At 63.5% G+C, this 25,570-nt stretch carries 29 protein-coding genes; 15 read left to right on the top strand and 14 right to left on the bottom strand.

Annotated elements, in window-relative coordinates; all coding sequences use genetic code 11:
• Positions 1-137: 137 nt before the first annotated feature.
• Positions 138-719, bottom strand: coding sequence for a tetratricopeptide repeat protein (locus NKI37_RS08550; protein WP_352790698.1), 582 nt, complete (start codon positions 717-719; stop codon positions 138-140).
• 113 nt (positions 720-832) lie between these two features.
• On the bottom strand, positions 833-958 hold the full coding sequence (gene ykgO, locus NKI37_RS08555; protein ID WP_006327841.1) for a type B 50S ribosomal protein L36: 126 nt from the start codon (positions 956-958) through the stop codon (positions 833-835).
• A 242-nt stretch (positions 959-1,200) separates the two neighbouring features.
• Between ykgO and NKI37_RS08560 the strand changes: the two genes are divergently transcribed.
• Entirely contained in the window at positions 1,201-1,629 is a 429-nt protein-coding gene (locus tag NKI37_RS08560) for a lysozyme inhibitor LprI family protein (RefSeq protein ID WP_352790747.1), read from the top strand.
• A gap of 38 nt (positions 1,630-1,667) precedes the next feature.
• On the opposite strand, the gene NKI37_RS08565 is transcribed toward NKI37_RS08560, so the two are convergent.
• The 8 genes from NKI37_RS08565 to NKI37_RS08600 form a co-directional block, all read right to left on the bottom strand.
• Positions 1,668-2,741, bottom strand: coding sequence for a 5-(carboxyamino)imidazole ribonucleotide synthase (locus NKI37_RS08565; protein ID WP_352790700.1), 1,074 nt, complete (start codon positions 2,739-2,741; stop codon positions 1,668-1,670).
• Positions 2,738-3,235: a 5-(carboxyamino)imidazole ribonucleotide mutase gene (gene purE, locus NKI37_RS08570; protein ID WP_023822296.1), complete on the bottom strand. Its 498-nt coding sequence runs from the start codon at positions 3,233-3,235 to the stop codon at positions 2,738-2,740. Before purE ends, NKI37_RS08565 begins: the two co-directional genes overlap by 4 nt.
• Before the next feature lie 74 nt (positions 3,236-3,309).
• Complete coding sequence (locus NKI37_RS08575; RefSeq protein WP_031197096.1) at positions 3,310-4,515, bottom strand: aminotransferase class V-fold PLP-dependent enzyme; 1,206 nt, start codon at positions 4,513-4,515, stop codon at positions 3,310-3,312.
• A 20-nt stretch (positions 4,516-4,535) separates the two neighbouring features.
• Complete coding sequence (locus tag NKI37_RS08580; RefSeq protein WP_352790702.1) at positions 4,536-4,997, bottom strand: RidA family protein; 462 nt, start codon at positions 4,995-4,997, stop codon at positions 4,536-4,538.
• A gap of 117 nt (positions 4,998-5,114) precedes the next feature.
• Positions 5,115-5,909 (bottom strand): amino acid ABC transporter ATP-binding protein, encoded by a 795-nt coding sequence (locus NKI37_RS08585; RefSeq protein WP_352790704.1) that lies wholly within the window; start codon positions 5,907-5,909, stop codon positions 5,115-5,117.
• 4 nt (positions 5,910-5,913) lie between these two features.
• Positions 5,914-6,564 carry an amino acid ABC transporter permease gene (locus tag NKI37_RS08590; protein WP_023684027.1) on the bottom strand — a complete coding sequence of 217 codons (651 nt, stop codon included), beginning with the start codon at positions 6,562-6,564 and terminating at the stop codon, positions 5,914-5,916.
• Position 6,565: 1 nt separating this feature from the next.
• Entirely contained in the window at positions 6,566-7,231 is a 666-nt protein-coding gene (locus tag NKI37_RS08595; protein WP_352790706.1) for an amino acid ABC transporter permease, read from the bottom strand.
• A 69-nt stretch (positions 7,232-7,300) separates the two neighbouring features.
• The gene (locus NKI37_RS08600; RefSeq protein WP_352790749.1) at positions 7,301-8,131 is read right to left on the bottom strand and encodes a transporter substrate-binding protein; all 831 of its coding nucleotides are present in this window, start codon (positions 8,129-8,131) and stop codon (positions 7,301-7,303) included.
• Between the two features lie 155 nt (positions 8,132-8,286).
• Between NKI37_RS08600 and NKI37_RS08605 the strand changes: the two genes are divergently transcribed.
• The gene (locus NKI37_RS08605) at positions 8,287-9,102 is read left to right on the top strand and encodes an IclR family transcriptional regulator (RefSeq protein WP_352790707.1); all 816 of its coding nucleotides are present in this window, start codon (positions 8,287-8,289) and stop codon (positions 9,100-9,102) included.
• 24 nt (positions 9,103-9,126) lie between these two features.
• Here the strand turns inward: NKI37_RS08605 and NKI37_RS08610 are convergent, their stop codons facing one another.
• Positions 9,127-9,330, bottom strand: a complete 204-nt coding sequence (locus NKI37_RS08610) for a YdcH family protein (RefSeq protein ID WP_023673103.1) — start codon at positions 9,328-9,330, stop codon at positions 9,127-9,129.
• A 239-nt stretch (positions 9,331-9,569) separates the two neighbouring features.
• Between NKI37_RS08610 and NKI37_RS08615 the strand changes: the two genes are divergently transcribed.
• The 7 genes from NKI37_RS08615 (at position 9,570) to NKI37_RS08645 (ending at position 14,843) form a co-directional block, all read left to right on the top strand.
• Positions 9,570-9,749, top strand: coding sequence for a YdcH family protein (locus NKI37_RS08615; protein WP_023684024.1), 180 nt, complete (start codon positions 9,570-9,572; stop codon positions 9,747-9,749).
• A gap of 287 nt (positions 9,750-10,036) precedes the next feature.
• Complete coding sequence (gene ispG, locus NKI37_RS08620) at positions 10,037-11,290, top strand: flavodoxin-dependent (E)-4-hydroxy-3-methylbut-2-enyl-diphosphate synthase (RefSeq protein ID WP_023690059.1); 1,254 nt, start codon at positions 10,037-10,039, stop codon at positions 11,288-11,290.
• A 3-nt stretch (positions 11,291-11,293) separates the two neighbouring features.
• Positions 11,294-12,151 carry a transglycosylase SLT domain-containing protein gene (locus NKI37_RS08625; protein ID WP_352794406.1) on the top strand — a complete coding sequence of 286 codons (858 nt, stop codon included), beginning with the start codon at positions 11,294-11,296 and terminating at the stop codon, positions 12,149-12,151.
• An 8-nt stretch (positions 12,152-12,159) separates the two neighbouring features.
• Positions 12,160-12,480 (top strand): phosphotransferase-like protein, encoded by a 321-nt coding sequence (locus tag NKI37_RS08630; RefSeq protein WP_352790712.1) that lies wholly within the window; start codon positions 12,160-12,162, stop codon positions 12,478-12,480.
• A 14-nt stretch (positions 12,481-12,494) separates the two neighbouring features.
• A complete protein-coding gene (locus tag NKI37_RS08635) occupies positions 12,495-12,710 on the top strand; it encodes a phosphotransferase-like protein (RefSeq protein WP_352790714.1) in 216 nt (71 codons plus the stop codon).
• Positions 12,711-12,874: 164 nt separating this feature from the next.
• Positions 12,875-14,011 (top strand): sterol desaturase family protein, encoded by a 1,137-nt coding sequence (locus tag NKI37_RS08640; protein ID WP_352790716.1) that lies wholly within the window; start codon positions 12,875-12,877, stop codon positions 14,009-14,011.
• A gap of 79 nt (positions 14,012-14,090) precedes the next feature.
• Complete coding sequence (locus tag NKI37_RS08645) at positions 14,091-14,843, top strand: Stf0 family sulfotransferase (RefSeq protein WP_352790718.1); 753 nt, start codon at positions 14,091-14,093, stop codon at positions 14,841-14,843.
• On the opposite strand, the gene NKI37_RS08650 is transcribed toward NKI37_RS08645, so the two are convergent.
• From NKI37_RS08650 to NKI37_RS08660, 3 genes are all read right to left on the bottom strand, one after another.
• Entirely contained in the window at positions 14,844-17,186 is a 2,343-nt protein-coding gene (locus NKI37_RS08650) for a response regulator (RefSeq protein ID WP_352790720.1), read from the bottom strand.
• 85 nt (positions 17,187-17,271) lie between these two features.
• The gene (locus tag NKI37_RS08655) at positions 17,272-17,457 is read right to left on the bottom strand and encodes a hypothetical protein (RefSeq protein ID WP_023684018.1); all 186 of its coding nucleotides are present in this window, start codon (positions 17,455-17,457) and stop codon (positions 17,272-17,274) included.
• 37 nt (positions 17,458-17,494) lie between these two features.
• Positions 17,495-18,514 (bottom strand): LacI family DNA-binding transcriptional regulator, encoded by a 1,020-nt coding sequence (locus tag NKI37_RS08660; RefSeq protein WP_031195645.1) that lies wholly within the window; start codon positions 18,512-18,514, stop codon positions 17,495-17,497.
• 218 nt (positions 18,515-18,732) lie between these two features.
• On the opposite strand from NKI37_RS08660, the gene NKI37_RS08665 reads away from it, so the two are divergent.
• The 6 genes from NKI37_RS08665 to NKI37_RS08690 all read left to right on the top strand — a co-directional run bounded on the left by NKI37_RS08665 (position 18,733) and on the right by NKI37_RS08690 (position 25,493).
• Positions 18,733-19,566 carry an inositol monophosphatase family protein gene (locus NKI37_RS08665; protein ID WP_352790722.1) on the top strand — a complete coding sequence of 278 codons (834 nt, stop codon included), beginning with the start codon at positions 18,733-18,735 and terminating at the stop codon, positions 19,564-19,566.
• A gap of 61 nt (positions 19,567-19,627) precedes the next feature.
• On the top strand, positions 19,628-20,653 hold the full coding sequence (locus NKI37_RS08670) for an ABC transporter substrate-binding protein (RefSeq protein WP_023711637.1): 1,026 nt from the start codon (positions 19,628-19,630) through the stop codon (positions 20,651-20,653).
• Between the two features lie 91 nt (positions 20,654-20,744).
• Positions 20,745-22,949 (top strand): ABC transporter permease, encoded by a 2,205-nt coding sequence (locus NKI37_RS08675; RefSeq protein ID WP_245275331.1) that lies wholly within the window; start codon positions 20,745-20,747, stop codon positions 22,947-22,949.
• Between the two features lie 14 nt (positions 22,950-22,963).
• Positions 22,964-24,064, top strand: coding sequence for an ABC transporter ATP-binding protein (locus tag NKI37_RS08680; protein WP_023715038.1), 1,101 nt, complete (start codon positions 22,964-22,966; stop codon positions 24,062-24,064).
• Positions 24,065-24,162: 98 nt separating this feature from the next.
• Positions 24,163-24,636 (top strand): carboxymuconolactone decarboxylase family protein, encoded by a 474-nt coding sequence (locus tag NKI37_RS08685; RefSeq protein ID WP_023673089.1) that lies wholly within the window; start codon positions 24,163-24,165, stop codon positions 24,634-24,636.
• Positions 24,636-25,493, top strand: coding sequence for a sigma-70 family RNA polymerase sigma factor (locus NKI37_RS08690; protein WP_023702759.1), 858 nt, complete (start codon positions 24,636-24,638; stop codon positions 25,491-25,493). The genes NKI37_RS08685 and NKI37_RS08690 overlap by 1 nt, the downstream gene beginning before the upstream one ends.
• The last annotated feature ends 77 nt before the right edge of the window (positions 25,494-25,570 follow it).

A 25,570-nucleotide genomic window follows, 5' to 3' on the forward strand; every position in this document is an offset into this window, starting at 1 on the left:
AGGGAGTAGGGAGTAGGGAGTAGGGAGTAGGGAGTAGGGAGTAGGGAGTAGGGAGTAGGGAGTAGGGAGTAGGGAGGTGGCGTCTCGACCAATCTTCTCTACTGACTACTGACTAATCCCTAATTCCTACTGCCTAATCAAATTCCTTCGCCGGCAAGCTCTTCCGAAATTGCCGCGACCTGGTCCTGGGCGCTGCGCATCATCGGATAGATGGTAAGCACCTTCTGCCAGGCTTCGAGCGCCGATTGCTTGTGGCCGGTGGCGGCCATGATCTGGGCCAGGCCGGAAAGCGCGCCGAAATGGCGTGGTTCCAGCTGCAGCGTCTGGTCGATGTCGGACATCGACTTCCCGAAATTCTTCATCATGTAATGGACGGTGGCGCGCCGGTTCCAGCCTTCGGCATATTTTGGCTGCAGGATGACGACCTGGTCGAGGAAGTCGAGGGCGACGTCGAACTTCTGGTCGTCCATCGCCTTTTGCGACCATTGCATCATCAGGTCGATCGAGGCGCTGCCGGACTGGAACCATTCGCCCCAGATGCGCCCGGCGATGCGCTCGGCCGCCTTTTCGTTGCGCTCGCGCTTCAGCTCGGCAAACAGTTGGTCGAGCCTGGCTTCCCTGGTCAGGGCAACCGGCGGCTTTGCCGGCGGATCGTCCGCCGACGCCGGAGCGACGCCGAAAAGAAAGAGGGTGGCCAAAAATGCAAAAAGAACCCGCATCGCCGGAATCTAACCCCGGACCGCGGATCGTCAAACTGAAATTAGCGTGAAAGTGCCTGGAACCAGGCAATTACCATCGTATGGACGGAGGCAACGAGCCTCCGGCCGAACACTCAGCCCTGGCGCGCCTTGTAGCGTGGAGCGGTCTTGTTGATGATGTAGACGCGGCCCTTGCGGCGAACCAGCTGGTTGTCGCGGTGACGCGCCTTCAGCGCCTTGAGCGAATTCTTGATCTTCATGGTCTTGCCCGTCGGTCTGGGCCCTGTCCGGGCCGAATTATTAAGGCGCGCCTGAAAAGCGCGCCTTTGAACTTGCGGTGGCTCATAAACGAGGAGCCTTGCCCGTGTCAACCGCAAGCGTGCTGGATAGAGGCCGAGAATGGCTTTGGCCATTAAATATCCGCCATCTTGGCTCCACGCCATTGCGCGGCCGAAGGCGGGCTGGAATGGTGCGGCACCCGCAAGCCGATTTGGAGACCTCTATGCGCCTGTTGTTTGTGTCCGCGAGCCTTGCCGTTCTGGCAGCCGCCTCCATCGCGCAGGCGCAGGAATGCGACCGCAACGACGACAGCCAGCAGATGATGAACATCTGCGCCGGCGAGGACTATCAGGCGGCAGATGCCAAGCTCAACCAGGCCTACAAGGATCTCGTCGGTCACAACGACGACAAGAGCAGGAAGCTGCTGCAGGTCGCGCAACGCGCCTGGATCGCCTTCCGCGACGCCGAATGCGCCTATACGACGACAGACAGCGAGGGCGGATCCATCCATCCGATGGAGGTTTCACAATGCCTGACCCAACTGACTGACCAGCGCATCAAACAGCTCACCGCGGGCGCCAATTGTAGGGAAGGCGATGCGAGTTGCGCCAGCCCCGACGAGGACGGGGACCTGAACGACGAGCTGCAATAGGGCTCGATCCACGCCCTCACGCAAAGTGCTGGAATGGCTTAGCTACGGCTGATGCGCGTGAAATGGCCCATCTTGCGGCCTGGGCGCGCTTCCGCCTTGCCGTAGAGATGCAGCATCAGATCGGGCTCGGCGAGCAAAGCGGGCACCCGCAGCACATCGTCGCCGATCAGATTTTCCATGATGCAGTTTGAATGCCGGCCAGGGTTGCCCAGCGGCAGGCCGGCAATGGCGCGGATATGCTGCTCGAACTGCGAAACGATGCAGGCGGCTTCCGTCCAGTGGCCGGAATTGTGCACGCGCGGCGCCATTTCGTTGGCCAGCAGCGTGCCATCGGCAAGAACGAAGAACTCGACGCCGATGACGCCGACATAGTCGAGGGCCGACAGGATTTTCGCTGCCGACCCCTGTGCCGTCGCCGCCGTCTCCAGCCTGATCTGGGCCGGCAGGGTCGAGGTATGCAGGATGCCGTCGCGGTGGACGTTTTCGGCCGGATCGTAGGCGGCGACCGCGCCGTCCAGCCCGCGCGCGGCGATGACCGAGATTTCGCGCTCGAAAGCGACGAAGGATTCGAGGATCAGCGGCACATTGCCCATGGTCTCGCATGTGCCGGCAAAGCCGCCCGTCTCCATGTTGCGGAAGACGCGCTGGCCCTTGCCGTCATAGCCCATGCGGCGGGTTTTCAAGATGCCGCTGCCACCGAACTCTCTCAGCGCCGCCGTCAGCTCGTCGTCATTGTCGACGGAGCGGAAATCCGCTGTCCTGATGCCGATGCCGTTCAGGAATAGCTTCTCCGCCACCCTATCCTGGGCAACTTCCAGCGCTCGCGGCGGCGGATAAACCGGGACCTTGGCAGCAAGTGCGCCGGCGGCCGCCACCGGCACATTCTCGAATTCGTAGGTGACGAGGGCGCTGACTGCCGCCAGTTCGGCAAGGGCGTCCGCATCGTCATAGGCGGCGGTGATCTGGCGGTTGGCGACCTGAGCCGCCGGGCAATCGGCCTGCGGTTCGAGGATAATTGTGCGGTAGCCGAGGCGCGCTGCGGCAACAGCCAGCATGCGGCCGAGCTGGCCGCCGCCGATAATGCCGATGCTCGATCCCGCGGGCAGGCTCACGGCGCATCCGTCGGTTCGGTGGCGACCCTGGCGGTTTGGGCGGCGCGCCAGGCATCCAGGCGGGCGGCAATTTCTTCGTCGTTCAGCGCCAGCACGGCGGCCGCCAGAAGGGCGGCGTTGGCCGCACCCGCCTTGCCGATGGCAAGCGTGCCGACCGGAATGCCGGCCGGCATCTGGACGATGGAGAGCAGCGAATCCTGGCCTGACAGCGCCTTCGATTCGACCGGCACGCCGAACACCGGCAGCGGCGTCATCGCCGCCGTCATGCCGGGCAGGTGGGCGGCGCCGCCGGCGCCGGCGATGATCACCTTGTAGCCGGCCGCCTTGGCGCCTTTGGCGAAATCATAGAGGCGGTCCGGGGTGCGGTGGGCGGAGACGATCAGCCGCTTGTGCGGAATGCCCAGCGCCTCCAGCGTTTCGGCGGCGTGGCGCATCGTCGCCCAGTCGGACTGGCTGCCCATGATGATGGCGACGTCGGCGCGGTGGTCGGTCAAGCGCATGCTCCCGGCGGTAAAGGCGCGCCTTAGCGGAATTCGGGCTGGCCCGCAAGGATGGCGGCCGCCGCAGCCTAGTCCGGCCAGCGCAGGGCGCCGGATGAATCCTTTCGCGGCTGTCTCATCGCATCCGCCGGCCTGTCGGCCGCGGTGAGCACGGCGCGGAGGCGTTCGGCGACGATCTCGGCCTCGCCTGGGTGCAGGTTGCACGGGTCGAGGAAGAAATGGCCACGCTCGACTTCGTGGTTGCGCACGATGATGGGCGGCGATCCGGCCGCCAATGCCGAGGCGAGGCCGGCGGCACTGAAGCGGCTTTCGGGGGAGACGAAGATCTGCAGCCGGTCGAGCGGATTGGCGGTCGGGTCGGGAATGATGTTTGCGACGATGCCGGGTATTCCCTGCAGCGAATCCCTCCATAGATGGAGCGCCGCTTCCTCGCGTCGGCGGATGCCGGCATGGTCGCGCTTTTCCCAGGCTTCGAGCGCCGCGATGGTGCCGGCGATGCTTTCCTTGCCGACCTTCATGGCGCGGGCGACGCCGCGGTTCTGCAGATAGGCGGCGCGGACCAGATCCTTGCGACCGGTGACGATGCCGCTGGTCGGCCCCGAAAGGAATTTGTGGCCGCTATAGACGACGATGTCGGCGCCGCGCGCCAGGAAGCTGCGCAGGTCATATTCGGAAGCCGCATCGACGATCACCGGCACGCCCCTGGCGTGGCAGATATCGCAGAATTCCTCAAGGGAAAGCATGCCGTATTGCACGGTGTGGTGCGCCACGACGTAGAGCGCCGCCGCCGTGCGCTCGTTGATAGCCTCGCGCACATGATAATCCTGCGTGACGCTGACCGTGCCGGCCGGAATGACCTTGGCGCCGGCGACGCGGATCGACTGGTCGATCGGTGCGCCGTAATTGACGATATGGCCGAGCTGGATGACGACTTCGGACTTCAGCCCTTCGGTATCGTCGGGCAGCCGTTCGATCGCCAGCAAATTGGTGCCGGTCATCGCCCCGGCGATCGCCATTGTGATGCCTGAGGCGCAGCAGGCGGTGATGAAGCCGGCCTCGCCGCCGGTGAGGCGGGCGGTGATCACGCTTGCGGCGCGCTGCAGATCGTCCATCTCCACCCATTGCGAGGCGATCTCGGCCATGGCGCTGATCGCCTCGGGAACGATGATCGAGGCGCCGAGCGTCGTCATCGTGCCGGAGACGTTGATGATCGGCCGCAGTCCCAGCCGTTCACGGATCGTGGTGTTGGAGCCGGTGTCGGAATAGGTTTTCATGTTCAGCAATCCCTTGACGGTCAGGCGGCGATCTCGACGACCGCTTCGATTTCGACGGTGATGTTTCCAGGCAGCGAGCCGACCCCGATCGCCGAGCGGGCATGGCCGCCGATCTTGTCGAAGACGCTGGCGAACAGGTCCGAGCAGCCATTGACCACTTTCGGGTGGTCGCTGAAGGTCGGCGTCGCATTGACGAAGCCGAGCAATTTGACGACGCGCACGATGCGGCCGAGATCGCCGGCGGCGGCGTGCATGACGGCGAGCAGGTTGAGGCCGGTGAGGCGGGCATGCTCATAGGCCTGCTCGACGGTGACGTCCTCGCCGACCTTGCCGGTGCACAGCGTGCCGTCGGCGCGCAGCGGCCCTTGACCCGAAAGAAAGATCAGCCGGCCGCTCTCGGCATAGGTGACGAAATTGGCGATCGGCGTCGGCGGCTCGGGCAGCGTCAGGCCGAGTTCGGCGAGCCGGATGTAAGGCGTCATGGAAGAATTCTCCTTGGGCCGGCCTGTTGTTTTACGCAATTCCCAAGGGAAAGCGCTTCGCGCTTTTCCCGGGAAAACCGCTTACACTTTTCCTGGAATTGCTTTGGGTCGCCCATGTCAGAAATGGGAGGCGCGGAAGCGCGCCAGGAAAGAGCGCAGGCGCTCATTGGTGGTCTCTTCGGCAAGGATCTCCTTCGGCGGGCCAACAGCGCTGACACCGCCATCGGCCATGAAGACAATGCGGCTCGAAGCGTCGCGGGCGAAGGCCATCTCGTGCGTGACCATCACCATTGTCATGCCGTCTTCGGCCAGGCTGCGCACAACGGCCAGCACCTCGCCGACCAATTCGGGATCGAGCGCGGAGGTGATCTCGTCGAGCAGCAGGATCTTCGGCTCCATGGCGACTGCCCGCGCTATGCCGACGCGCTGCTGCTGGCCCCCGGAGAGTTCCGCCGGCAGGCTGTCGGCCTTGTGGGCCAGGCCGACGCGGCTCAGCCAATGCTCGGCGATCTGGCACGCCTCGGCCTTGCTCTTGCCGCGCACCTTGGTGAGGCCGAGCATGATGTTGCCGGCGGCGGTGAGGTGCGGAAACAGGTTGAAGCTCTGGAACACCATGCCGGTTTCGGCGCGCATATTGGCAAGGTCGCGCTCGCTGCGCCGCTGGCGCGCGCCGGCCTCACGAAAACCGACCTCCTTGCCGTTGATGCGGATCGAGCCTGAGTCGTAGCTTTCGAGAAAGTTGACGCAGCGCAGCAGGGTGGTTTTGCCGCTGCCGGAAGGGCCGATGACGGTGACCACCTCGCCCCTGTCCACCTTGAGGCTGACCGAGCGAAGCACCTCGACCGAACCAAAGGCTTTCGAGACCCCGGCAATGTCGAGAAGGGCAGCATTGTCGTTCGAGCTTGTGGCCATCGTGCTAGTCCCGGATGAAGGCAAAGCGCCGTTCCAGCCGCCGGCTGGCGTAGGAAAGCGCATAGTTGACGGCGAAATAGATCAAGGCGCCGAGGATGTAGAGCGGCATCGCCTCATAGGTGCGGCCGATGACCTGGTTGATCGCCTGCATCAGGTCGGTGATGCCGAGCAGCGAGACCAGGGCGCTGCCCTTGACCGCATCGGTGACGCCGTTGATCCAGGGCGGCAGGAAGCGCCGGAAGGCCTGCGGAAAGATGACGTAGGTGAGCCGCTGGCGGAAGGTCAGCCCAATCGCCATCGCCGCCTCGGACTGCCCTTTGGGAATGGAGCCGACGGCGCCGCGGAGATACTCAATGACCTGCGCGGTCTTGAACAAGGTGAGCGCCAGCACCGCCGCCGAGAAGGATTGCAGATGCAGGCCGATGGCCGGCAGGCCGTAATAGACGAAGAACATCAGCACCAGGATCGGGATGCCGCGGATGGTGTCGGAGAAGATGCGCACGGCCCAGCGCAGCGGCGCCGGGCCGTAGACCAGGCCGACGCCGAGCGCGACGCCGGCAATCAGCGACAGCACCACGACCAGCAGCGACACCCACAAAGTGATGGCGAAGCCCTGGGCGAGGAACGGTACGGCGTAGAGGATCTGGCTCAGCATGTCAGCGCGCAGCCCTGAACCGGCGTTCGACCAGCCGCAGTCCGAACAGCAGGGTGTAACCGGTCACCAGATACATCGCCGTCGTCACCAGATAGACCTCGACGATGCGGAAGGTGTTGAAGTTGATCCACTGGGCGCCGAAGGTGAGCTCGGGCACCGAGATCACCGAGGCGATCGACGTGTCCTTGAACAGCGAGATGAAGGTGTTGGACAGCGCCGGCAGCGTGATGCGCAGCATGGTCGGCAGGCGCACATGAACCAGCCGCTGCCAGGGCGTCAGGCCGATGGCTTTGCCGGCATCGAGCTGGCCGCGCGGCACGGCTTCCAGGCCGGAGCGGAACACCTCGACCAGATAGGCGCCGCTATAGATCGACAGCGTCAGCACGAACGAGGTCGGCGCGTCGTAGGCGACGTCGATCACCGTCGGCAGGCCGTAGAAGACAAGATAGACGAGCAGGATCAGCGGCACGTTGCGGATGAATTCGACGTAAGCCGCAATGATGGCGCGCACCACGCGTCCGGCCGAGACATACCAGACCGCCAGCACCAGGCCGATGACGACGCCGATGGCAATCGAAATCACGGCAAGCTCGAGGCTGAGCAGAAGGCCGCCCCACAGCTTGTCGAAATGGCGCCAGATCAGGTTGAAGTTGAGCGTATAGCCCATGCGTCTCCCGCAATAACCAAGGGGATGCGAACTAGAAGGCGGAAGGGCTAACCCTTCCGCCAGCGCTTGTCAGACAACCGGGAAACCGGGATGGCGGGCCGGGGGCTCTTGGCCGAAATAGTCCTTGAAGGCGGCGTCGTAGAGTGCGGTCTCATGGCCGAACATGGCGATGGTGAAGGTCTGGTTGACGAAGGTCAGCCAGTCCAGGTCGCCCTGCCTGACCGCCGCGCCGTAGAGCATCGAGTACCAGCTCTTGCCGGCATCGAAATATTTGTCGGGGTTGCGCGAGGCCAGCCAGCGCACGGTTGAAAGATCGACAGCGGCGGCATCGGCGCGTTTCGATTCCAGTGCCTGCAGCACATTGGCCTGGGTGTCGATCTGCAGCACCTGCGCCTCCGGCAGGGCGTAATGGACCGAGCTTTCGGCATCTACATTCTGCAGGATCGAGATGCGCGTCGCCGAACCACCGGCGAGCAGCTTGTCGAAGGTCTTGTTTTCCGCCGTCGGCAGCGTCAGCAGGGCGACGCCCTCGACATAGTATGGCCTGGAGAAGTGGATCAGCTGCGAGCGCTGCGCGGTCATGGTCATGAACTGGATGGTAATGTCGACCTTGTTGGTGGTGACATTGGGGATGCGCTGCGCCGGATCCTGCATGACGAACTCGGCCTTGCTCGGATCGTCGAACAGACCCTTGGCCAGGATGCGGCCCATGGTGATGTCCATGCCGACCAGCTCGCCGGCATCGTTTTCGAAATGCCATGGCGCGTTGGTGCTGCCGGTGCCGACGATCAGCTTGCCGCGGTCAAGCGAGGTGCGCAGAACGCTGTCGGATGCGGCTTGTGCCGCCGCCTTTTCGGCGCTGACAGCGGTCATCACGCCCGCCGTTGCAAGCCCGGCCATGCCCAGTTTCAGAAAATCTCGCTTGGATGCGTCGTTCACTGCGACCTCCTGTTGTTTGAGTTCCCCTACAGACACACGTGTCGCCGACCTGAATTGTCTCTTACAATAGACATATGTATCCTATACAAGACAGATACTAACATCAGGAATCAGTTATGCAAGATAGCAATGGACTCACGGATCGGGCGGAGCTTGGTCCAGCCGAGAGCCCGACGCCCGACAAGACCTCCGGCTCGCGCGAGAAGGGCCTCAACCGGGTGCTGGAGATCCTGGACTTCCTGCATGCTACGCAGCGCGCCATCGGCATTGGCGATCTCGCCAAGGGGGTGAATGCGCCGCGCTCCACCACCTATACGCTGGTGCGTTCGCTGGTCGATGCGGGTCTCCTGGAGATGGAGGGCGACGGCAACCGGGTCTATTTCGGCAAGAAGCTCTACCTCTATGGAATGGACTATGTGAGGGGCAACGACCTGCTTAGGCGGGGCCGGCAGGAGGTCGACAATCTGTCGCGCGAGACCGGCGAGACCTCCGAATTGTGCATGCTGCAAAGCGGGCGCTATACCATCGTCCATTCCAGCCCCGGCACCAGGCCGTTCCGCATCAGCTCGGCCACCGGCCTGCAGATCCCGCTGCCATGGACGGCATCGGGGCGGCTGCTTCTGGCCGGATTGGAAAGGGCCGCCATCCAGGACATGGTCTCGGAAGACGACCTTTTGCTGCCCGACGGCCGCAGGCTGCAGTTCGACGACTTCATTGCCGATATCGCGACGGCCAGAACGACCGGCTATTGCATCACTTCGGGGCTGGTCGACGCCTACACCAAATGCCTGGCCGCCCCTGTCTTCGCGGCCGCCGGCAAGGTCGAGGCGACGATGTGCCTGGTGGTGCCGATCGACACTTCAGCGGAGAAGACCGACGAATTGCTGACGTTGCTGCGCCATCGCGCGGCGCGGCTGTCGATAGCGGGGTGAGCAGTTAGGCCCCGAGGCCGTCGGCTAAGCGATGATGTCCGGAATGATCTTGTCTTCCAGCGCCATCAGCCGGTCCTTGAGGAAAAGCTTCTTCTTCTTCATGCGCTGGATCTGCAAGGGGTCGCAGCCCATGGCGATCATCGCATTGATGGCCGCGTCGAAATCGGCATGCTCCTGCTTCAGGCGGGAAAATTCGAGGCGGACATCGGCCTTTTCCTGGTCGGACATTCTCTACCGTCTGCATGTCTGCGGCGCCCGGCAATGGGCATGATTGGGCGGGGGCGGCATCAATTGCCGCCGGCGCGCAGCCAATATCACATATCACATTGTCGTGGAATGCTACCACGCAGCATTCGACATCGCAGCCGGATGGTGGCAGACTGTCATGGTGCCGTCACAGATGCGACCTGCGGTGGACGTGCCTTTGACGGCTGCAATCGAGGAAACCATGAAAGGGAGAACCAATCATGTCTCTTGCATCCCATCTTGATGAGTTGCAGCGGAAACACGGTGATATCGAACGCGAGATCGACGATGCGATGAACCATCCATCGGTCGACGACCTCGAAATCGTGAATCTAAAGCGACGCAAGCTGGCACTCAAGGACGAGATTGAAAAACTGAAGGCGAAACCGACGAGACACTGACGCCCTTCCAGGATTAGACGCGCCGCCTTGGCGCGTGACTATCGCTCCGGTGGCGACATGCCGCCGGAGGCCTGTTTTTGCTACTGATTCCGATACTGTTGGCCGGCGAAACCCGTCTGTGGGGTCGCCGCGCTGCTGCGATTTGGCGGCTCTGCTTGTCTGTCGCCATTGACAAGCCATCTTTGCTCCTCCACCTCATGCCCGAACCTCAGCGCTATGCGCTGATAGCTGTTTGAGCGTGCGTCGACGTGGACGTATGTCGCTCGGGTGATCAAGAGGCTGCCGGCATGACCGGGTATTTTTCCTCCCCCTTTGCGCGCCGGACATCGGTCGGCGTCGATGTCGGCGGCGTGGTCGTCGGCGGCGGCGCGCCGGTCGTGGTGCAGTCGATGACCAACACCGACACGGCCGATATCGACCAGACCGTCGCGCAGGTTGCGGCTTTGCATCGCGCCGGCTCCGAGATCGTGCGCATCACCGTCGATCGGGACGAGAGCGCCGCCGCCGTGCCGCGCATCCGCGAACGGCTCGAACGGCTCGGCATCAATGTGCCGCTGGTCGGCGACTTCCACTATATCGGCCACAAGCTGCTGGCCGACCATCCAGCCTGCGCCGAGGCGCTGGCCAAATACCGCATCAATCCTGGCAATGTCGGCTTCAAGGACAAGAAGGACCGCCAGTTCGCCGCGATCGTCGAAATGGCGATCAGGCATGACAAGCCGGTGCGCATCGGCGTCAATTGGGGGTCGCTCGATCAGGAGCTGCTCACCCGGCTGATGGACGAAAACCAGCGCCAAGGCTTTCCGCTGACGGCGCAGGAAGTAACCCGCGAAGCGATCGTGCAGTCGGCCATCCTGTCGGCCGAAATGGCCGAAGAGATAGGCCTCGCCCGCGAAAAGATCATCCTGTCGGCCAAGGTCAGCGGCGTGCAGGATTTGATCGCCGTCTATGCCGAGCTTGCCACGCGCTCCAACCATGCGCTGCATCTTGGCCTCACCGAAGCCGGCATGGGATCCAAGGGCATCGTCGCCTCGTCGGCTGCCATGGGCATCCTCTTGCAGCAAGGCATTGGCGACACCATCCGCATCTCGCTGACGCCGGAGCCGAATGGCGACCGCACGCGCGAGGTGCAGGTCTCGCAGGAACTGCTGCAGACCATGGGCTTCCGTCAGTTCGTGCCGATCGTCGCCGCTTGCCCCGGCTGCGGCCGCACGACCTCCACCGTGTTCCAGGAGCTCGCCCAGAACATCCAGGCCGATTTGCGCAAGAACATGCCGGTCTGGCGGGAGAAATATCCCGGCGTCGAGAACCTCAAGGTCGCGGTGATGGGCTGCATCGTCAACGGCCCCGGCGAATCCAAGCACGCCGATATCGGCATATCGCTGCCCGGCACCGGCGAGACGCCGACCGCACCCGTCTTCGTCGACGGCAAGAAGTCGGCGACGCTGCGCGGTCCGTCGATCGCCGCCGATTTCGAAAAAATGGTTGCCGACTATATCGAGCGGCGGTTTGGCCAGCACGGCAAAGCCGCGGCCGAATGAGCCATGCGGGGGCTGCTCAAAGCCGGGGTGATCCTGCTCTGCGGGCTGAGTGCCGGACAGGCACTTGCCGATCCACCGCAATCGCGCTCGGCGGCGAAACGATTGATCGGCCGTGTCTGTGACCTGATCGAGACGCATGCCGAGCGGAACGGCCTGCCGAAGGATTACTTCGCCCGGCTGATCTGGAAAGAAAGCCGCTTCGATCCCAATGCGGTTAGCCCGGTGGGCGCCGAAGGCATCGCCCAGTTCATGCCGGGCACCGCCAAAATGCGCGGGCTGGCCGATCCTTTCGACATCGAGCAGGCGATCCCGGCTTCGGCGAAATATCTCGGCGAGATGAAGCTCGCCTACGGCAATCTCGGCCTGGCGGCGGCCGCCTACAATGCCGGCGAGAACCGGGTGTCGCGCTGGCTGGGTTCGGGCGGCTTCCTGCCGATGGAGACAGAGAGCTATGTCTTCGACGTCATGGGCGAACCCGTCGACAAGTTTTCCGACAGCGCTTACACCGGGACGGTCGAGCCGCTCGACGCGAAAACCAGCTTTGCCGTCGCCTGCCGCAAGCTGCCGGTGATCATGTCGAGAACCGTGGCGATGGCGTCGATCAATGTGAAGCCATGGGGCGTCCAGGTGGCCGGCAATTTCCGCAGGGGCGCGGCGATCAATCAGTGGCTGAGGGTCAGGAGCCGGTTTCCGGCGCTGCTTTCCGGTCGTGACCCGGTGGTCAGCCGGGTGCGCACGCCGATCGGCCGACGCGGCATCTACGCCGTCAGGATCGGCGTCGACGACCGCGCCGCCGCCAACGTCATCTGCCAGAAACTGCAAAGCGTCGGCGGCGCCTGTATCGTCGTGCGCAACCGATAGGGGGCGACATGACGGCCAAAATCGTCCTGCTTAATGGCGTCGGCAGCGCCGGCAAAAGCTTGATCGCCAGGGCGCTGCAAACAATCGCCACCGAGCCCTTCCTGCATGTCCAGATGGATGCTTTCATCGACATGCTGCCGCCGGCGCTGCAGGATCATGCCGACGGGTTTTCCTTTGAGACCGTGCTGGAAGACGGCAAGCCGTCGGTGGTGATCAGGAGCGGGCCGGTCGGCGCGCGAGCCATGCGCGGCATGCGCCATGCCATCGCCGCCATGGCCGGGCAAGGCAACAATCTCATCGTCGACGACGTGATCTTCAATAAGAGATAGCGGAGTATGTCGAGTTGCTGTCGAGCTTTGACCTGCATCTGGTCGGCGTCATGGCGCCGCTGGAGGTGCTGGAAGCGCGCGAGGCCGCGTGCGCCGACAGGCTGCTTGGCCTGGCGCGCTGGCAATATGGACGCGTCCACAACGGCATGGACTACGACCTCGAAGTCGACACCAGCCTGCTGACGCCGCTTGAATGCGCCCGTCGCATCCAGGAAAGATTCCGACTATAGTGGCCGGTGTCTTTGACACGATCGCAGCTTTTACCAATTGCCCAAAACGCAGATAGCCGTCTCTGGCCTGCAAAGTCGTGTCGATTAATATTTATGAGCCTTGCTGTAGTAAGACGGGTCGAAATTTCTGGCGAGACCTTTGGGGCCGTTAACGGGGGAACATCATGCCGGTGACAAATTTCCTTAGACGCGTCGTCGGTGAACTTGAAACGCCGCGCGCCAAACGGCCGTTCGGTTCTGGCTGGCTGTCCGGCTCGATTGGCTTGCTTGCCGGGGTCACCGCCCTGCTGATGGTCATCGTGCTGCGCTACCCGTCGCTTACATCGATGCCGGATCTGGCCCCCATCCACCAGATGCTGTTCTTCAAGCCGGTGCTCTATTTCGTCCTCATCTCCGGCTATATCCTGGCGATCCTCAGCATGACGCTGCGCAGGCAAAAGACGCTCGGCGCGGCAGCCATGTTCACTGTGCTGCTGGCGTCGCTGGTCGGCATGCTTCCGGTGCGCCATCAACTGCACATAGACGGGGTGTTCTTCGGGCTCGATTTCTTCATCCTGAACGCCTTGTTCATGGGTGTGCTGTTCGTCCCGCTCGAACGTCTTTTCGCGCGCAACAAGGATCAGACCGTGTTCCGCGACGAATGGCGCGAGGACCTGTTCTACTATCTGGTCTCATCGCTGCTGGTGCAGATTTTGACCTACCTGACCTTGGCGCCGTCCAACTTCGTCAATGCGCAGGGCGCCCTTGGTTCGGTGCGCGCCTGGGTCCACGGCTTGCCGTGGCTGGTGCAACTGCTGGCGGTAATGTTCCTGACCGACTTTGCCCAGTATTGGGTGCATCGGGCCTTTCATCGCATTCCCTGGCTGTGGAAGTTCCATGCCGTGCACCATTCCGCCAAGTCGATGGACTGGATTGCCGGTGCGCGCATGCATTTCCTGGAAATTATCGTGCTGCGCAGCCTGACGGCAACCCCGATGTTCGTGCTGGGGTTCGATGAATCGGCTATCCAGACGTATATATTGATCGTCTACGTCTATTCGTCTTTCATCCATTCCAACATCGGAACCAGTTTCGGTCCAGTCGAAAAGGTGCTGGTGTCGCCGCGTTACCACCACTGGCATCACGGCCTCGAGAAAGAAGCGATCGACGTAAACTTCGCCATCCATTTCCCGCTGCTCGACCGGCTGTTCGGTACCCACCATATGCCTGAAGGACGCTGGCCGAACGGCTACGGCATTCACGGACATCCCGTTCCGAACGGATACTGGCAGCAATTCCTCTATCCCTTCCGGCGCGGCTAGACTGGATCCATTAGCGAACCGCGCGTGTCACCGCGCCTGGCGAGGTAGCCCAATCCATGACAAGCGACAGAGCCCCCAGATGCGTGACGGCTACATAATCTGCGGCACGCCGAGAACCGGAAGCACATTGCTGTGCGGTCTGCTGGCATCGATGAAAACAGCCGGCGATCCGCACTCCTTCTATAGGCGGGAGGACAAGGCGGAATGGGCCGAAGAGTGGAAATTGCCGCATCCCGAGACGATGAGCGCGCATGACTTCGATGTCGCCTACCTCAAGGCGGCAATCAGCGCGGGAAAGGGCGGAACAGCCGTCTTCGGCTTGCGCCTGATGCGGGAGAACCTGGGTGAACTCTCGGCCATCCTCGACCGGATCTACCCAGACCTGCCATCGGACAAAGCACGCTTTGAAAAGGCCTTCGGGCGGGTCCTCTACATCCATCTTTCGCGCGAAAACAAGCTGGCGCAGGCGGTGTCGCTGATCAAGGCCGAGCAGACCGGGCTTTGGCACATCGCGCCCGACGGAACCGAGATCGAACGAGTCGCACCGCCGCAGGAACCCCGCTACGATTTCAAGCGGATCCAGCGCGAGCTTGCCGAACTCGAAGCCTATGACGGGGCCTGGAACGTCTGGTTCGCGGAGCAGGGGATCGTCCCGCTGCGAATCGGCTATGAGCGCCTGTCAGCCGATCCGGCAGCGGCATTGGCATCCATCTGCAAGGCCCTGGACGTTCCGGCGCCGAATGCCGCCGACGTAAAGCCGGGCGTCGCCAAGCTCTCGGATGAAATCAGCCTCGACTGGATGCGCCGCTATCATCTGGACGCGGCGATTTGATCAAGCCCTCTTTACCGCCACCGTTTCGCTGAGCCATGTGCCGATCTTGCTGCCGAGACGGTCGGGCGACACCGGCTTGGGTAGATAGTCGTCCATGCCGGACTCGATACATTTGTCGCGGTCGCCCTTCAGTGCGTGCGCGGTGACGCCGATGATTGGTGTGTGATTGCCACTCGCTGCCTCCGCCGCCCGGATGACGCGGGTCGCCTCGTAGCCGTTCATCTCCGGCATGGAGACGTCCATGAGGATCAGCTTCGGCCGCAGCGCCCGGTACATCTCGACGGCCGTGCGGCCATTGCTGGCGATGCGGTAGCTGAGGCCAAGCCCATTGAGGATCTGGCCGAACACCAGCTGGTTCACGTCATTGTCCTCGGCGATCAGAATATCGATCGGGCCCTTTGGCGTGGCGATCGATTCAGGCACTGTGGCCGCCGGAATTGCCGGGCCGCGAATGACGGTGAAGGCGGGTGGCGTCACGGGTGCCGCCTGCGGAACAACAGGCTCGCGAACGAACTGGGCCTTGCCGATCTGGGCCCGCGCTTTCTGGATGGCCGAGATGACGGTGCCGAGCAGGATGGCCGAGCGCGCCGGCTTGGTGAGATGCGCGGCGATGCCGAAATCGATGACCATCTTGCCGAAATCGACCTGATCGACCGAGGTCAGCAGCACCACCGGGATGGCGGAGAGACGGCTGTCGGCGGAAATCGCCTTGGCGACATCGGCGCCGTTCATGCCGGGCATCTGGTAGTCGAGGATGATGCAGTCGACCGCAGCACCGAGCTGGCTGGCCCGGTCTAGAAAGGCGAGGCCAACGGCGCCGCTTTCGGCGGCCGCGCAGTCGAAGCTCCAGCTTCTGAGCTGTTCCAGCAAGATCTCGCGGTTGACCGGGTTGTCGTCGATGACCAGCACGCGGGCGCCGGTGACATCGACCGGCACGATCTCGTTGCGCGTGTCCTGCTGATGCGCCGGCAGCGGCACGGCGAACCAGAACACCGAGCCGCGGCCGATCTCGCTTTCGACGCCGATCTTGCCGCCCATCAGGTCGATGAGGCGGGCGGCGATGGCAAGGCCGAGGCCGGTGCCTTCATGGCGGCGCGTCGACGAGCCGTCGACCTGCGCGAATTTCTCGAACACGTTCTCGAGCTTCTCGGCAGGAATGCCGATGCCTGTGTCCTCGACGCGGACCTTGAGCTGGACCATGCCGTCGACCACCTCGCCGCCGACATCGATCAGCACATGGCCCTTCTCGGTGAACTTCACCGCATTGCCGAGCAGATTGGTGACGATCTGACGGAACCGTCCGGCATCGCCGACGACATGGGCAGGCAGGCGCGGGTCGACACGCACGATCAGCTCGAGGTTCTTTTCGGCGACGCGCGCCGACACCAGTGTGGCCACGTCCTCGACCGCTTCGGCAAGCCGGAAGGGTGCAGGATCGAGCGTCAGCTGACCGGCATTGATCTTGGAGAAATCGAGGATGTCGTTGATGATGGTGAGCAGCGCATTGCCGGACTTGACGATGACTTCGGTGAAGGTTTTCTGGCGCGCGTTAAGCTCGGTCTTGGCGAGCAGTTCGGCCATGCCCAGCACGCCATTCATCGGCGTGCGGATCTCATGGCTCATATTGGCCAGGAATTCCGATTTGGCGCGGTCGGCCGCTTCGGCATTGAACAAGGATGCGGCGGATTCGGTGAAGGCGCGGCGAATCGCATTTTCCATCGGCCGGAAGATCCAGAGGGCAACGATGGCAAGAACCGCGAACAGAAGGCCGCTTGCCCACAACAGCAGCCTGTCGCTGGAGGCGTCGGCCAGATGGCGTTCGCCATCCATGGCGGTACGCACACGCACCAGCATCGGCTGGACGAACAGGTCGTTCTGGTTGAGGATTTCGCGCGAACTCCATTCGTCGGTCTGTTGCGCCGCCGACATCAGGTTGAAGTTGCGCACGATGTCGCGCGACGACCAGAACAGGTCGCCGTTGACGGCGGCCGACGAGAGTTCGTCCAGCGTTTTGGCCGACAGGCTCGGCTTGATCGCGGCCAACTCCGCGGACAGTGTTTCGATCTCGCTGGTCAGGCGTTGCGAATGGCCGCGCGCTGCGGCGGCAAGGCCGTCACGGGTTTCGGTGCGCCAGGTCGTGCTGGCGGTTTCGGCAAAGCTGGAGGCGTTGCGCAGGTCGCGGGTGAAGACGACGAGATTGCTGCTCAGCGCGTCGATGTCGTGGCGGAAGGAATTGACGCGATTGAGCGCAAACATCACCGCGGTGGAAGCCAGCGCAAAGATGAGCAATCCCGAGATGTAGCGGATCCGGATCGAGCGGATGAAGAAAGAATATTCCGGCATGCGCAACCCCAACACATACGCATCATTTTAACGGTCGGGATTACGCTTGATTTACATTAAAATTCCGTTCGCGCCTGGCGGGCCGTCAAGATCCTGGCTGCACGTGCCCGGAGTTGGCGCCATAGAGGGTGGCATCGCATTCGCGCATCATGCGCAGTGCTTCTTCCTCGGTCAGGCCGAACTTGCGCATCATGCTCCGGATTTCGGGGCCTACAGCTATCTCCACCGGTCTTGCCGCCTGGCGGGTCTTCCTGGCCTTTTTCTTGGACATCAGTACGTTTCCCGTCTTGACCGACACATGTTTCGCATCAGCCCTGGCCCGGCCTCACCGTGCTGCGCCAGACCATGGGCGCATGGCAGATCAGGCGGCTGCCAGCCTCCTCCCGCGCGCCGGTCGCGAGCCGCACGGCGCGCCTGGCGATCTCCTCGATCGGCGGCGAGAACGTCGTCAGCCGGTAAGAGGCCCAGTCGGCCTGTTCAATGTCGTCAAAGCCGATGACGCAGAGATCGCGGGGTACGTTGATGCCGAACTCGTGGCGGGCCGCATCGAGAAAGCCGCACGCAATCAGGTCGGTCACGCAGAACGCCGCATCCGGCCGCTGCCGGCCGGAAAAGAGTCGCCTGGCGCCATCGGCTCCGGTGGCATAGCCGGTGCGGCCCTCGCGCCACACGGTCACCTCCAGCCCTTCCTTCTGCGCGGCGGTAAGGAAGGCGGTTTCGCGGGAGAGCAGGCTGGGCGTGCCGGCAGCCGAGGTCACCAAAGCGGGGCGGGTACAGCCGGCCCGGATGAAGGCATGCAGCGCTGCCTCTGCGGCTGCAGCGTTGTCGACACCGATATTGTGCGGGCCGTCGAAGCGGTCATCGCGATTGATCAGCACCAGCCGCTGGCCGTTCTCAAGACAGGTGCGGATCAGCAACTGCGGCGGCGAGCCGGACAGAACGATGCTCGCATCGGCGCGATAGTTCAGCGTGTTGCGCAGCGCCTGGTCGACATGGTGGCTGGGGCCGGAGGTGTTGAACACCATGGCCATTTTGCCGGCGTCCCGCAGATGTTGGGTCAGCGCCTTCTGCAGGCGGGCATGATAGGGCGTGTCGCCGTCGGCAACGATGAGGCAGACGATGCCGGTCGAAGCCCGCATCAGGCCGCGAGCCAGATGGTTGACGTGATAGCCGAGTTGCTCGGCCGCCAGCATCACCCGCTCGCGGGTTTCCCCGGAAACGGAAGCGCCGGGCGTGAAGGTACGTGACACGGCCGAGCGCGAAACCCCGGCGAGGTCGGCAACCTGCTGGGCGCTGGAAAAACCGGTGCGGATTCTCGGAACCGTCAAGCGAACGCTCTCGCTGCTGTTTTCGTAATTCTTTGCACGCCCGTGCAATGTAATGCAACTCTTCTGCCATTGCCACCCACCGCACTTGACAGGCATGGCGGAATGCAACAGCTTTGCACAGCCGTGCAATACAAGCCGGCTCAAGAGTGGCATCGGAGGAATACCCTGTCCATTTCGCCGAAGACGGCATTGAGGGCGCGACTGTCCGGACCGGCTGCATGAGCAGGGCGGCGGCGCATCCGAAGGCGGACCGGCTGTCCGAGGCCGAGATGGACAGGCGTGCCGAGGTCTGCCGGAAACTGCTTGTCACGGCCGGGCAACTGGCGATGGAAGGCTATGCCCGGCAGGGCGCCGTCCAGCCGGTGGCGATGAAAGGCCCGCAGGATTTTCTCACTGAAACCGACGGTAAGGTCGAGGAGCACATCCGCGCGACGCTGGCAGACGCTTTTCCGCAGGACGGGTTTTTGGGCGAGGAAGGCGGTGGCATCGGCTCTGCCCGCATGTGGGTCGTCGACCCCATCGACGGCACCTCCAATTTCATGCGCGGTATTCCGCATTTCTGCATTTCGATAGCTTTCGTCGAGGACGGCCGCAGCGAGATCGGCGGCATTGCCAATCCGGCCATCGGCGAAACGTATTTTGCCCGTCGCGGGCAAGGCGCGACACGCAATGGCGCGCCGATCCATGTTTCGCCGACGCAAGCGTTCGACCGTGCCTTTGTGGAGTTCGGCTGGTCGCCGAGGATTCCGAACCGTGAGTATCTCGACAAGGTGAGCCTGGTGTGGGCGCTCGGCGCCAATGTACGCCGCTCCGGCTCCGGAGCGCTTGGGCTGGCCTATGTGGCCGACGGCCGCTCGGATGCCTATGCCGAGCTGCACATCAATTCGTGGGACTGCCTGGCCGGATTGCTGCTGGTGGAGGAGGCAGGCGGCCGGGTGAACCGGTTCCTCGACGGCGACGGCATGGCGAAGGGCAATCCCGTGCTTGCGGCAGCACCCGGTGTCGCGGCGACATTGTCCCAGGTGATCGGAGTGCCGCTCGACGACGGGTAGATCGTTTCCAGTGAGAAGACAGGGAGGAATATCGATGAAGACATTTGACAGTAAGCAAGGCTTGCGCGCCGCCTGGCTTGGCCTTGGCGCGGCGCTGGCCATGTTCGGATTGGCGGGTGCCGCCCAGGCGGCCGACCGCAGCCTCACAATGTATTGCGCCGTCGACGAGGCCTGGTGCCGGGCGATGGCGACCACCTACCAGAAGGAGACGGGCGTCAGCGTCGACATGACCCGCATGAGCGCCGGCGAAATCTACGCCCGCCTCCGGGCCGAGAAGGACAATCCGCAAGCCGATATCTGGTGGGGCGGCACCGGCGACCCGCATCTGCAGGCGGCGGAAGAGGGCCTCACCCAGGAATACAAGTCGCCGCAACTGGCAAACTTGCGCGACTGGGCGCTGAAGCAGGCCGACAGGTCGAAGAACCGCACGGTCGGCATTTATCTCGGTGCGCTCGGCTATGGCTACAATGAGGAAGATCTGAAGCAGCGCGGGCTGACCGCGCCGGCGTGCTGGGCCGATCTGGTCAAGCCGGAATTCCAGGGCGAGATCGAGATGGCCGACCCGAATTCATCGGGCACGGCCTGGACCATGCTTGCCACCATCGTCCAGCTGATGGGCGAGGACAAGGCATTCGACTATCTCAAGCAGCTCAACAAGAACATCGCCGAATACACCAAGGCAGGGGCTGCGCCGGCGCTCGCCGTCGGCAAGGGCGAGACGCTGATCGGCATCTCCTTCCAGCACGACGTGATCAATGCCGCGAAACAGAACCCTGCCGTGAAGGTGGTGTCGCCTTGCGAAGGCACCGGCTTCGAGATCGGTTCGATGAGCATCGTGACGGGCGCCAAGCATGCCGAAGAGGCGCAGAAATTCTACGACTGGGCGCTGAGCCCGGACGCGCAGAAGCTCGCGGCGCCGAACGGCAGCTTCCAGATCCCGTCGAACACCGCCACGCCGGTGCCGCCCGAGGCGCCGGACCTCTCGAAGATCAAGCTGATCGACTACGACTTCGCCAAATACGGCTCGTCGGCCGAACGCAAGCGGCTGTTGAAGAAGTTCACCGACGAGGTCCGCAATGGCGGCTGAGCGCGTTCTTTCGCGCTCACTCTAGCATCTGATCGCCGGCTGCCCTTCGCGGCAGCTGGCGCACCGTCCTTTGGCAACAGAAAGACATTGAATGGCCGCGGCCGGTTCCATGGTCAGTTCCGCTCCTGGACGCAGCGCGCTCCCCTGGGTAATGGCCGCGTGGGCGAGCTTCGTGCTCTTGCCTTGGTACAAGGTCGAAGGCGGCTTCCTTTCGTTCGACTGGCTGGCACAGCCGGCGGATGCGACGCCGGCCATCATGCTGGCGCTCGGTGGCCGGCCCTGGCTGTTGCCGATTATCCTGCCGCTTCTGCTGGCGAGCTGGCTGGTGGCGCGCAACAACCCCAAGAGCCTGGCGGTTGCAGGCGCGGCGGGCCTGCTGTGGCTGGCCATCGAAGGCTTTTCCATCATCCATTCGGGCTGGGGATTTGGCTTGCTTACCCAGGTCGCCGGCACGCCGGGACCGATACAGCCGGGGCTCGGCTGGGGTGCGGCGCTCTATGCCGTGGCGATGCTGATGTTCATCGCCGAGGCGCTCGCTGCGCGGGGATGGTGCAAGGGCGACCGTTTCGTCGTCGGCTCGCTCTCAATCGTGATTGCTTCGCTGATCCTGTTCGTCGCCTATCCGCTGCTGTCGATCCTCACCTCGGCCATCAAGGACAATGACGGCAATGTCGTGCCGGCGCTGTTCTTCGATAAGATCTTTAGCGCCAACATATGGAGCCTGCGCTGCCTCTATGGCGAGGGCTCCTGCGGCGTGGCCTGGAACACGGTGGCGATCGCAGTCCTCGTCGGCTTTTTCTGCACGGCGCTCGGCCTAGCGCTGGCGCTGATCGCGCTACGCACCAAGCTGCCGGCCAAATGGTTGCTGCGCGGCCTGTCCATCCTGCCGATCATCACGCCGCCCTTCGTCATCGGCCTGGCGCTGATCCTGCTGTTCGGCCGCGCCGGCATCGTCACCAACCTCATGTCGGTGCATCTCGGCATTCCGCGCAGCCGCTGGATCTATGGCATGGCCGGCATCACCATCGCGCAGGTGCTGGCCTTCACGCCGATCGCCTTCCTGGTTTTGGTCGGCGTGCTGCAAGGGGTCAGCCCGAGCATGGAGGAGGCGTCGCAGACCTTGCGCGCCAGCCGCTGGCGGACGTTTCGCACCGTCACCTGGCCGTTGATCCGGCCGGGCCTGGCCAGCGCCTTCCTGATCTCGTTCATCGAGAGCATGGCCGATTTCGCCAATCCGCTGGTGCTGGGAGGCAATTTCAACGTGCTGTCGACCGATATATTCTTCGCGGTGGTTGGCGCGGCGCACGACCAGGGTCGCGCGGCGGTGCTGGCGATCGTGCTGTTGATGTTCACGCTGGCAGCCTTCGTCATCCAGCGCCGCTGGATCGGCAGCCGCAGCTACGTCACCGTCGCAGGCAAGGGCGATGGCGGCGTACCGGCGACGCTGCCCAAGGCCTTGCGGATCGGCTGCTACGCCGCCGTCGTTCCGTGGCTGGTTCTGACCATCGTGGTCTACGGCATCATCCTGGGCGGCGGTTTCGTGCAATCGATCGGGCGCGACAACACGCCGACGCTCCAATATTTCCTCACCGCCTTTTCGATCGAGAAAGGCGTCAATGGCTGGTTTTTCAGCGGCTCGGCCTGGCCGTCGCTGCTGATGACCATCGGCCTTGCGCTGGTGGCGATGCCGTTCACCGCGGCGCTCGGCATCCTGACGGCCTATCTGCTCGACCGGCAGCGTTTCGCCGGGCGTACCATGTTCGAGTTCCTGGCCATGATGAGTTTCGCCATTCCCGGCACGGTGATCGGCGTCAGCTATATCCTTGCCTTCAACGTGCCGCCGGTGCAGTTGACCGGTACCGGGTTGATCATCGTCATCTCCTTCATCTTCCGTAACATGCCAGTGGCGATCCGTGCCGGGCTCGCCAATCTGGGCCAGATCGACAAGAGCCTGGACGAGGCATCGCTGACGCTTGGGGCGCGGTCTTTTGCTACCTTGCGGCGGGTGATCCTGCCGATCCTGAAGCCGGCGATCGTGACCGCGATGATCTACAGTTTCGTGCGCGCGGTGACGGCGGTCAGCGCCGTCATCTTCCTGGCGAGCGGCCGGTTCAACCTTGCCACGGTCTACATTGTCGGGCGCGCAGATGTCGGCGAATACGGCATCGCGATTGTCTATTCGGCGGTGATGATCGTCGTCATGATGGTCATCCTGATCGGCATCCAGCTGCTGGTCGGCGAACGCCGGCTCGGCCGGCGCCGGCCTGGTCCGGAAGCCGTTGTGGCAGCAATCTGATGGGGAGAAGCGGCGTGGATCAGACGGCGAAGACTGCTGCCCCGGTTGCGACGGACAGGCCAGCGGTGCGGTTCGAGGGCGTCACCAAGAAATATGGCGCGGTGATCGCCGTCGACAACGTCAGCTTCGACATCGCGCCGGCCAGCCTGGTGACGCTGCTCGGGCCCTCGGGTTGCGGCAAGACCACGACGCTCAGGCTGATCGCCGGGCTGGAACAGACCAGCACCGGGCGCATCCTGATCGACGACAAGGACGTCACCTTGCTGTCCGCCGCCGAGCGCGATGTCTCCATGGTGTTCCAGTCCTATGCGCTGTTTCCGCATATGAACGTGATGGAGAATGTTAGCTACGGCCTGCGGGCGATGGGGCTTGGCAAGGCGCAGGCAGCCGAGCGCGCCGCCGAAAAGCTGTCGCTTGTCGGCCTGTCCGGCTACGAGAAGCGCCAGCCGAGCGAATTGTCCGGCGGCCAGCAGCAGCGCGTCGCGGTGGCGCGCGCCATCGTACTGGAGCCGAAGGTGCTGCTGTTCGACGAGCCGCTGTCCAATCTCGACGCCAAGCTGCGCCGGCGGGTGCGCGACGAAATCCGCGGCCTGCAGCAAGATCTGGCGCTGACCATGGTCTATGTCACGCATGACCAGGAAGAGGCGCTCGCCGTCTCCGACCGCATCATCGTCATGAACGCCGCTCGCGTCGCCCAGGACGGCACGCCGCGCGACCTCTACAACGAGCCGACCAACCGTTTCATCGCCGACTTTATGGGCGACGCCAATCTGCTCGACGTCGAGGTGCTTTCCAGCAATGCGACCAGTGCAAGGGTCAAGGTCGGACCCTTGCTGCTCGACATGCCGGGTCGCGGTAACGCTCCGGGACCGGCGATGCTCGCTGTGCGCCCGAATGCCGTGCGAATCTTGCCCGGCCAGCCAGCGGGCACCATGAAGGGCCAGGTGGTCAAGAGCTCGTATCTCGGCGACCACATGGAATACCGCATCGCGATCAGCGATCCAGCGGTCGAACTGTTCGCGACATCGCCTGATGTCACACCCGCCGTGGCGGAAGGGACGATGGTCGGGATCGATTTCGATCCGGCGAAGATCGTGCTGATCAAAGACGATTGAACGCGCCGGGAAAGCACCTTCGAAAAAATCCAGCCTGAATGTCACACCGGCCGGACCTGCCTCGTCATGATGGCGTACCCAACACAAGGACTGCAATCATGACTGCCAAAATCGACCTCTTCGCCGCCGCCCCTGCGCTGATCAAGCAGTGGCAGCGCGCATCGACCGAACTCTCCGTCGCCGCCGGGCTCGAGCACAGCCTCAACGAGCTGGTGAAGCTTCGGGCGTCGCAGATCAATGGCTGCGCCAACTGCATCAATCTGCATGCCACCGAAGCGCGCGAGAATGGCGAGACCGAGCAGCGCATCTATCTGCTGCCGGCCTGGCGCGAAGCGCCCTGCTACAGCGACCGCGAGCGTGCTGCGCTCGGCTGGACCGATGCGCTGACGCGCCTCTCGGAAGGACAGGACCGCGAAAGCGCCTATGATGATCTTAAGGCGCATTTCACCGAGGAGGAGCAGGTGAAGCTCACCGTTTTGATCAACATCATCAATGGCTGGAACCGCATCGCCGTTGGCTTCGGGCTCTACACCGACGCAGCAACGATACGCGCCAGCGCCAAGGCGGCCTGATGACGGCGACGGCACCCGACGACGCGGCAGCGGGCTTCGGCCCGCTGCGTCCGAAGCTGATGCGGGTCGCCTATCGCATGCTGGGCTCGGTGAGCGACGCCGAGGATGTCGTGCAGGATGCCTTCATCCGCTGGATGGGGACCGACCGCTCGCAGGTTCGTGAGCCAGAAGCGTTCCTGCGCCGCACGGTGACGCGGCTTTGCCTTGACCAGCTCAAATCCACGCGGCGCCAGCGCGAGACCTATATCGGCCCTTGGCTGCCCGAGCCGATCGTCGAAGAGGACGATCTTGAAGATGTCACCTTGCCGCTGATGTTGGCGCTGGAGCGGCTTTCGCCGCTCGAGCGGGCGGCCTTTCTCCTGCACGATGTGTTCGGGCTGGAATTCGAGGAGGTCGCGACCGCCATCGAGCGCGATTCAGCCGCCTGCCGCCAGCTTGCCGCTCGCGCACGGGGCCATGTCCGCGAGGCGCGGCCCCGCTTCAAGGTGGAGAAGCAGCGTGGCCTGGAGATCGCCGAAGCCTTTTACGCGGCATCGCGCAGCGGCGACATGCAGGCGCTCGGCGCGCTGCTGACGGAAGATGTCAGCGCTCATGCCGATGGCGGCGGCAAGCGTCCGGCGGCTTTGGCGCCGGTGCTGGGCTTCGACGCCGTCATGAAGCAATACGCGCAAGTCGCGGCCTGGCTGCGCGACAATCGCTCGACGCTGGTGCGCGTCGGCTTCGTCAATGGCCTGCCGGGGTTCGTCACGCGGGAGGCCGATGGCGAATTGCAGACCACCGCGCTTGACATCGAGGACGGCAAGATCGCGGCCGTCTATGTCATGCGCAATCCCGACAAGCTCAGGCATCTGCACTAGACCTGAGATTGAATCGGGCGAAATAGCGGTTCGGCCTGCCTCCAAAGGCCGGCCTTTCCTGTGTGCGACCCGCAGGA

This window comes from Mesorhizobium sp. M0626, assembly GCF_040320665.1.
In the GTDB taxonomy this organism is placed as follows: Bacteria; Pseudomonadota; Alphaproteobacteria; order Rhizobiales; family Rhizobiaceae; genus Mesorhizobium.

Excerpts from the sequence above, each read along its gene's own strand:
- NKI37_RS08655 (WP_023684018.1), bottom strand. The coding sequence starts at position 17,457 with ATGTCCAAGAAAAAGGCCAGGAAGACCCGCCAGGCGGCAAGACCGGTG.
- NKI37_RS08610 (WP_023673103.1), bottom strand. The coding sequence starts at position 9,330 with ATGTCCGACCAGGAAAAGGCCGATGTCCGCCTCGAATTTTCCCGCCTG.
- NKI37_RS08645 (WP_352790718.1), top strand. The coding sequence starts at position 14,091 with ATGCGTGACGGCTACATAATCTGCGGCACGCCGAGAACCGGAAGCACA.
- NKI37_RS08550 (WP_352790698.1), bottom strand. The coding sequence starts at position 719 with ATGCGGGTTCTTTTTGCATTTTTGGCCACCCTCTTTCTTTTCGGCGTC.
- NKI37_RS08580 (WP_352790702.1), bottom strand. The coding sequence starts at position 4,997 with ATGACGCCTTACATCCGGCTCGCCGAACTCGGCCTGACGCTGCCCGAG.
- NKI37_RS08585 (WP_352790704.1), bottom strand. The coding sequence starts at position 5,909 with ATGGCCACAAGCTCGAACGACAATGCTGCCCTTCTCGACATTGCCGGG.
- NKI37_RS08640 (WP_352790716.1), top strand. The coding sequence starts at position 12,875 with ATGCCGGTGACAAATTTCCTTAGACGCGTCGTCGGTGAACTTGAAACG.
- NKI37_RS08690 (WP_023702759.1), top strand. The coding sequence starts at position 24,636 with ATGACGGCGACGGCACCCGACGACGCGGCAGCGGGCTTCGGCCCGCTG.
- NKI37_RS08560 (WP_352790747.1), top strand. The coding sequence starts at position 1,201 with ATGCGCCTGTTGTTTGTGTCCGCGAGCCTTGCCGTTCTGGCAGCCGCC.
- NKI37_RS08675 (WP_245275331.1), top strand. The coding sequence starts at position 20,745 with ATGGCCGCGGCCGGTTCCATGGTCAGTTCCGCTCCTGGACGCAGCGCG.
- NKI37_RS08595 (WP_352790706.1), bottom strand. The coding sequence starts at position 7,231 with ATGGGCTATACGCTCAACTTCAACCTGATCTGGCGCCATTTCGACAAG.
- NKI37_RS08665 (WP_352790722.1), top strand. The coding sequence starts at position 18,733 with ATGAGCAGGGCGGCGGCGCATCCGAAGGCGGACCGGCTGTCCGAGGCC.
- NKI37_RS08605 (WP_352790707.1), top strand. The coding sequence starts at position 8,287 with ATGCAAGATAGCAATGGACTCACGGATCGGGCGGAGCTTGGTCCAGCC.
- NKI37_RS08575 (WP_031197096.1), bottom strand. The coding sequence starts at position 4,515 with ATGAAAACCTATTCCGACACCGGCTCCAACACCACGATCCGTGAACGG.
- NKI37_RS08685 (WP_023673089.1), top strand. The coding sequence starts at position 24,163 with ATGACTGCCAAAATCGACCTCTTCGCCGCCGCCCCTGCGCTGATCAAG.
- ispG (WP_023690059.1), top strand. The coding sequence starts at position 10,037 with ATGACCGGGTATTTTTCCTCCCCCTTTGCGCGCCGGACATCGGTCGGC.
- ykgO (WP_006327841.1), bottom strand. The coding sequence starts at position 958 with ATGAAGATCAAGAATTCGCTCAAGGCGCTGAAGGCGCGTCACCGCGAC.
- NKI37_RS08630 (WP_352790712.1), top strand. The coding sequence starts at position 12,160 with ATGACGGCCAAAATCGTCCTGCTTAATGGCGTCGGCAGCGCCGGCAAA.
- NKI37_RS08615 (WP_023684024.1), top strand. The coding sequence starts at position 9,570 with ATGTCTCTTGCATCCCATCTTGATGAGTTGCAGCGGAAACACGGTGAT.
- NKI37_RS08650 (WP_352790720.1), bottom strand. The coding sequence starts at position 17,186 with ATGCCGGAATATTCTTTCTTCATCCGCTCGATCCGGATCCGCTACATC.
- NKI37_RS08590 (WP_023684027.1), bottom strand. The coding sequence starts at position 6,564 with ATGCTGAGCCAGATCCTCTACGCCGTACCGTTCCTCGCCCAGGGCTTC.
- NKI37_RS08600 (WP_352790749.1), bottom strand. The coding sequence starts at position 8,131 with ATGGCCGGGCTTGCAACGGCGGGCGTGATGACCGCTGTCAGCGCCGAA.
- NKI37_RS08625 (WP_352794406.1), top strand. The coding sequence starts at position 11,294 with ATGCGGGGGCTGCTCAAAGCCGGGGTGATCCTGCTCTGCGGGCTGAGT.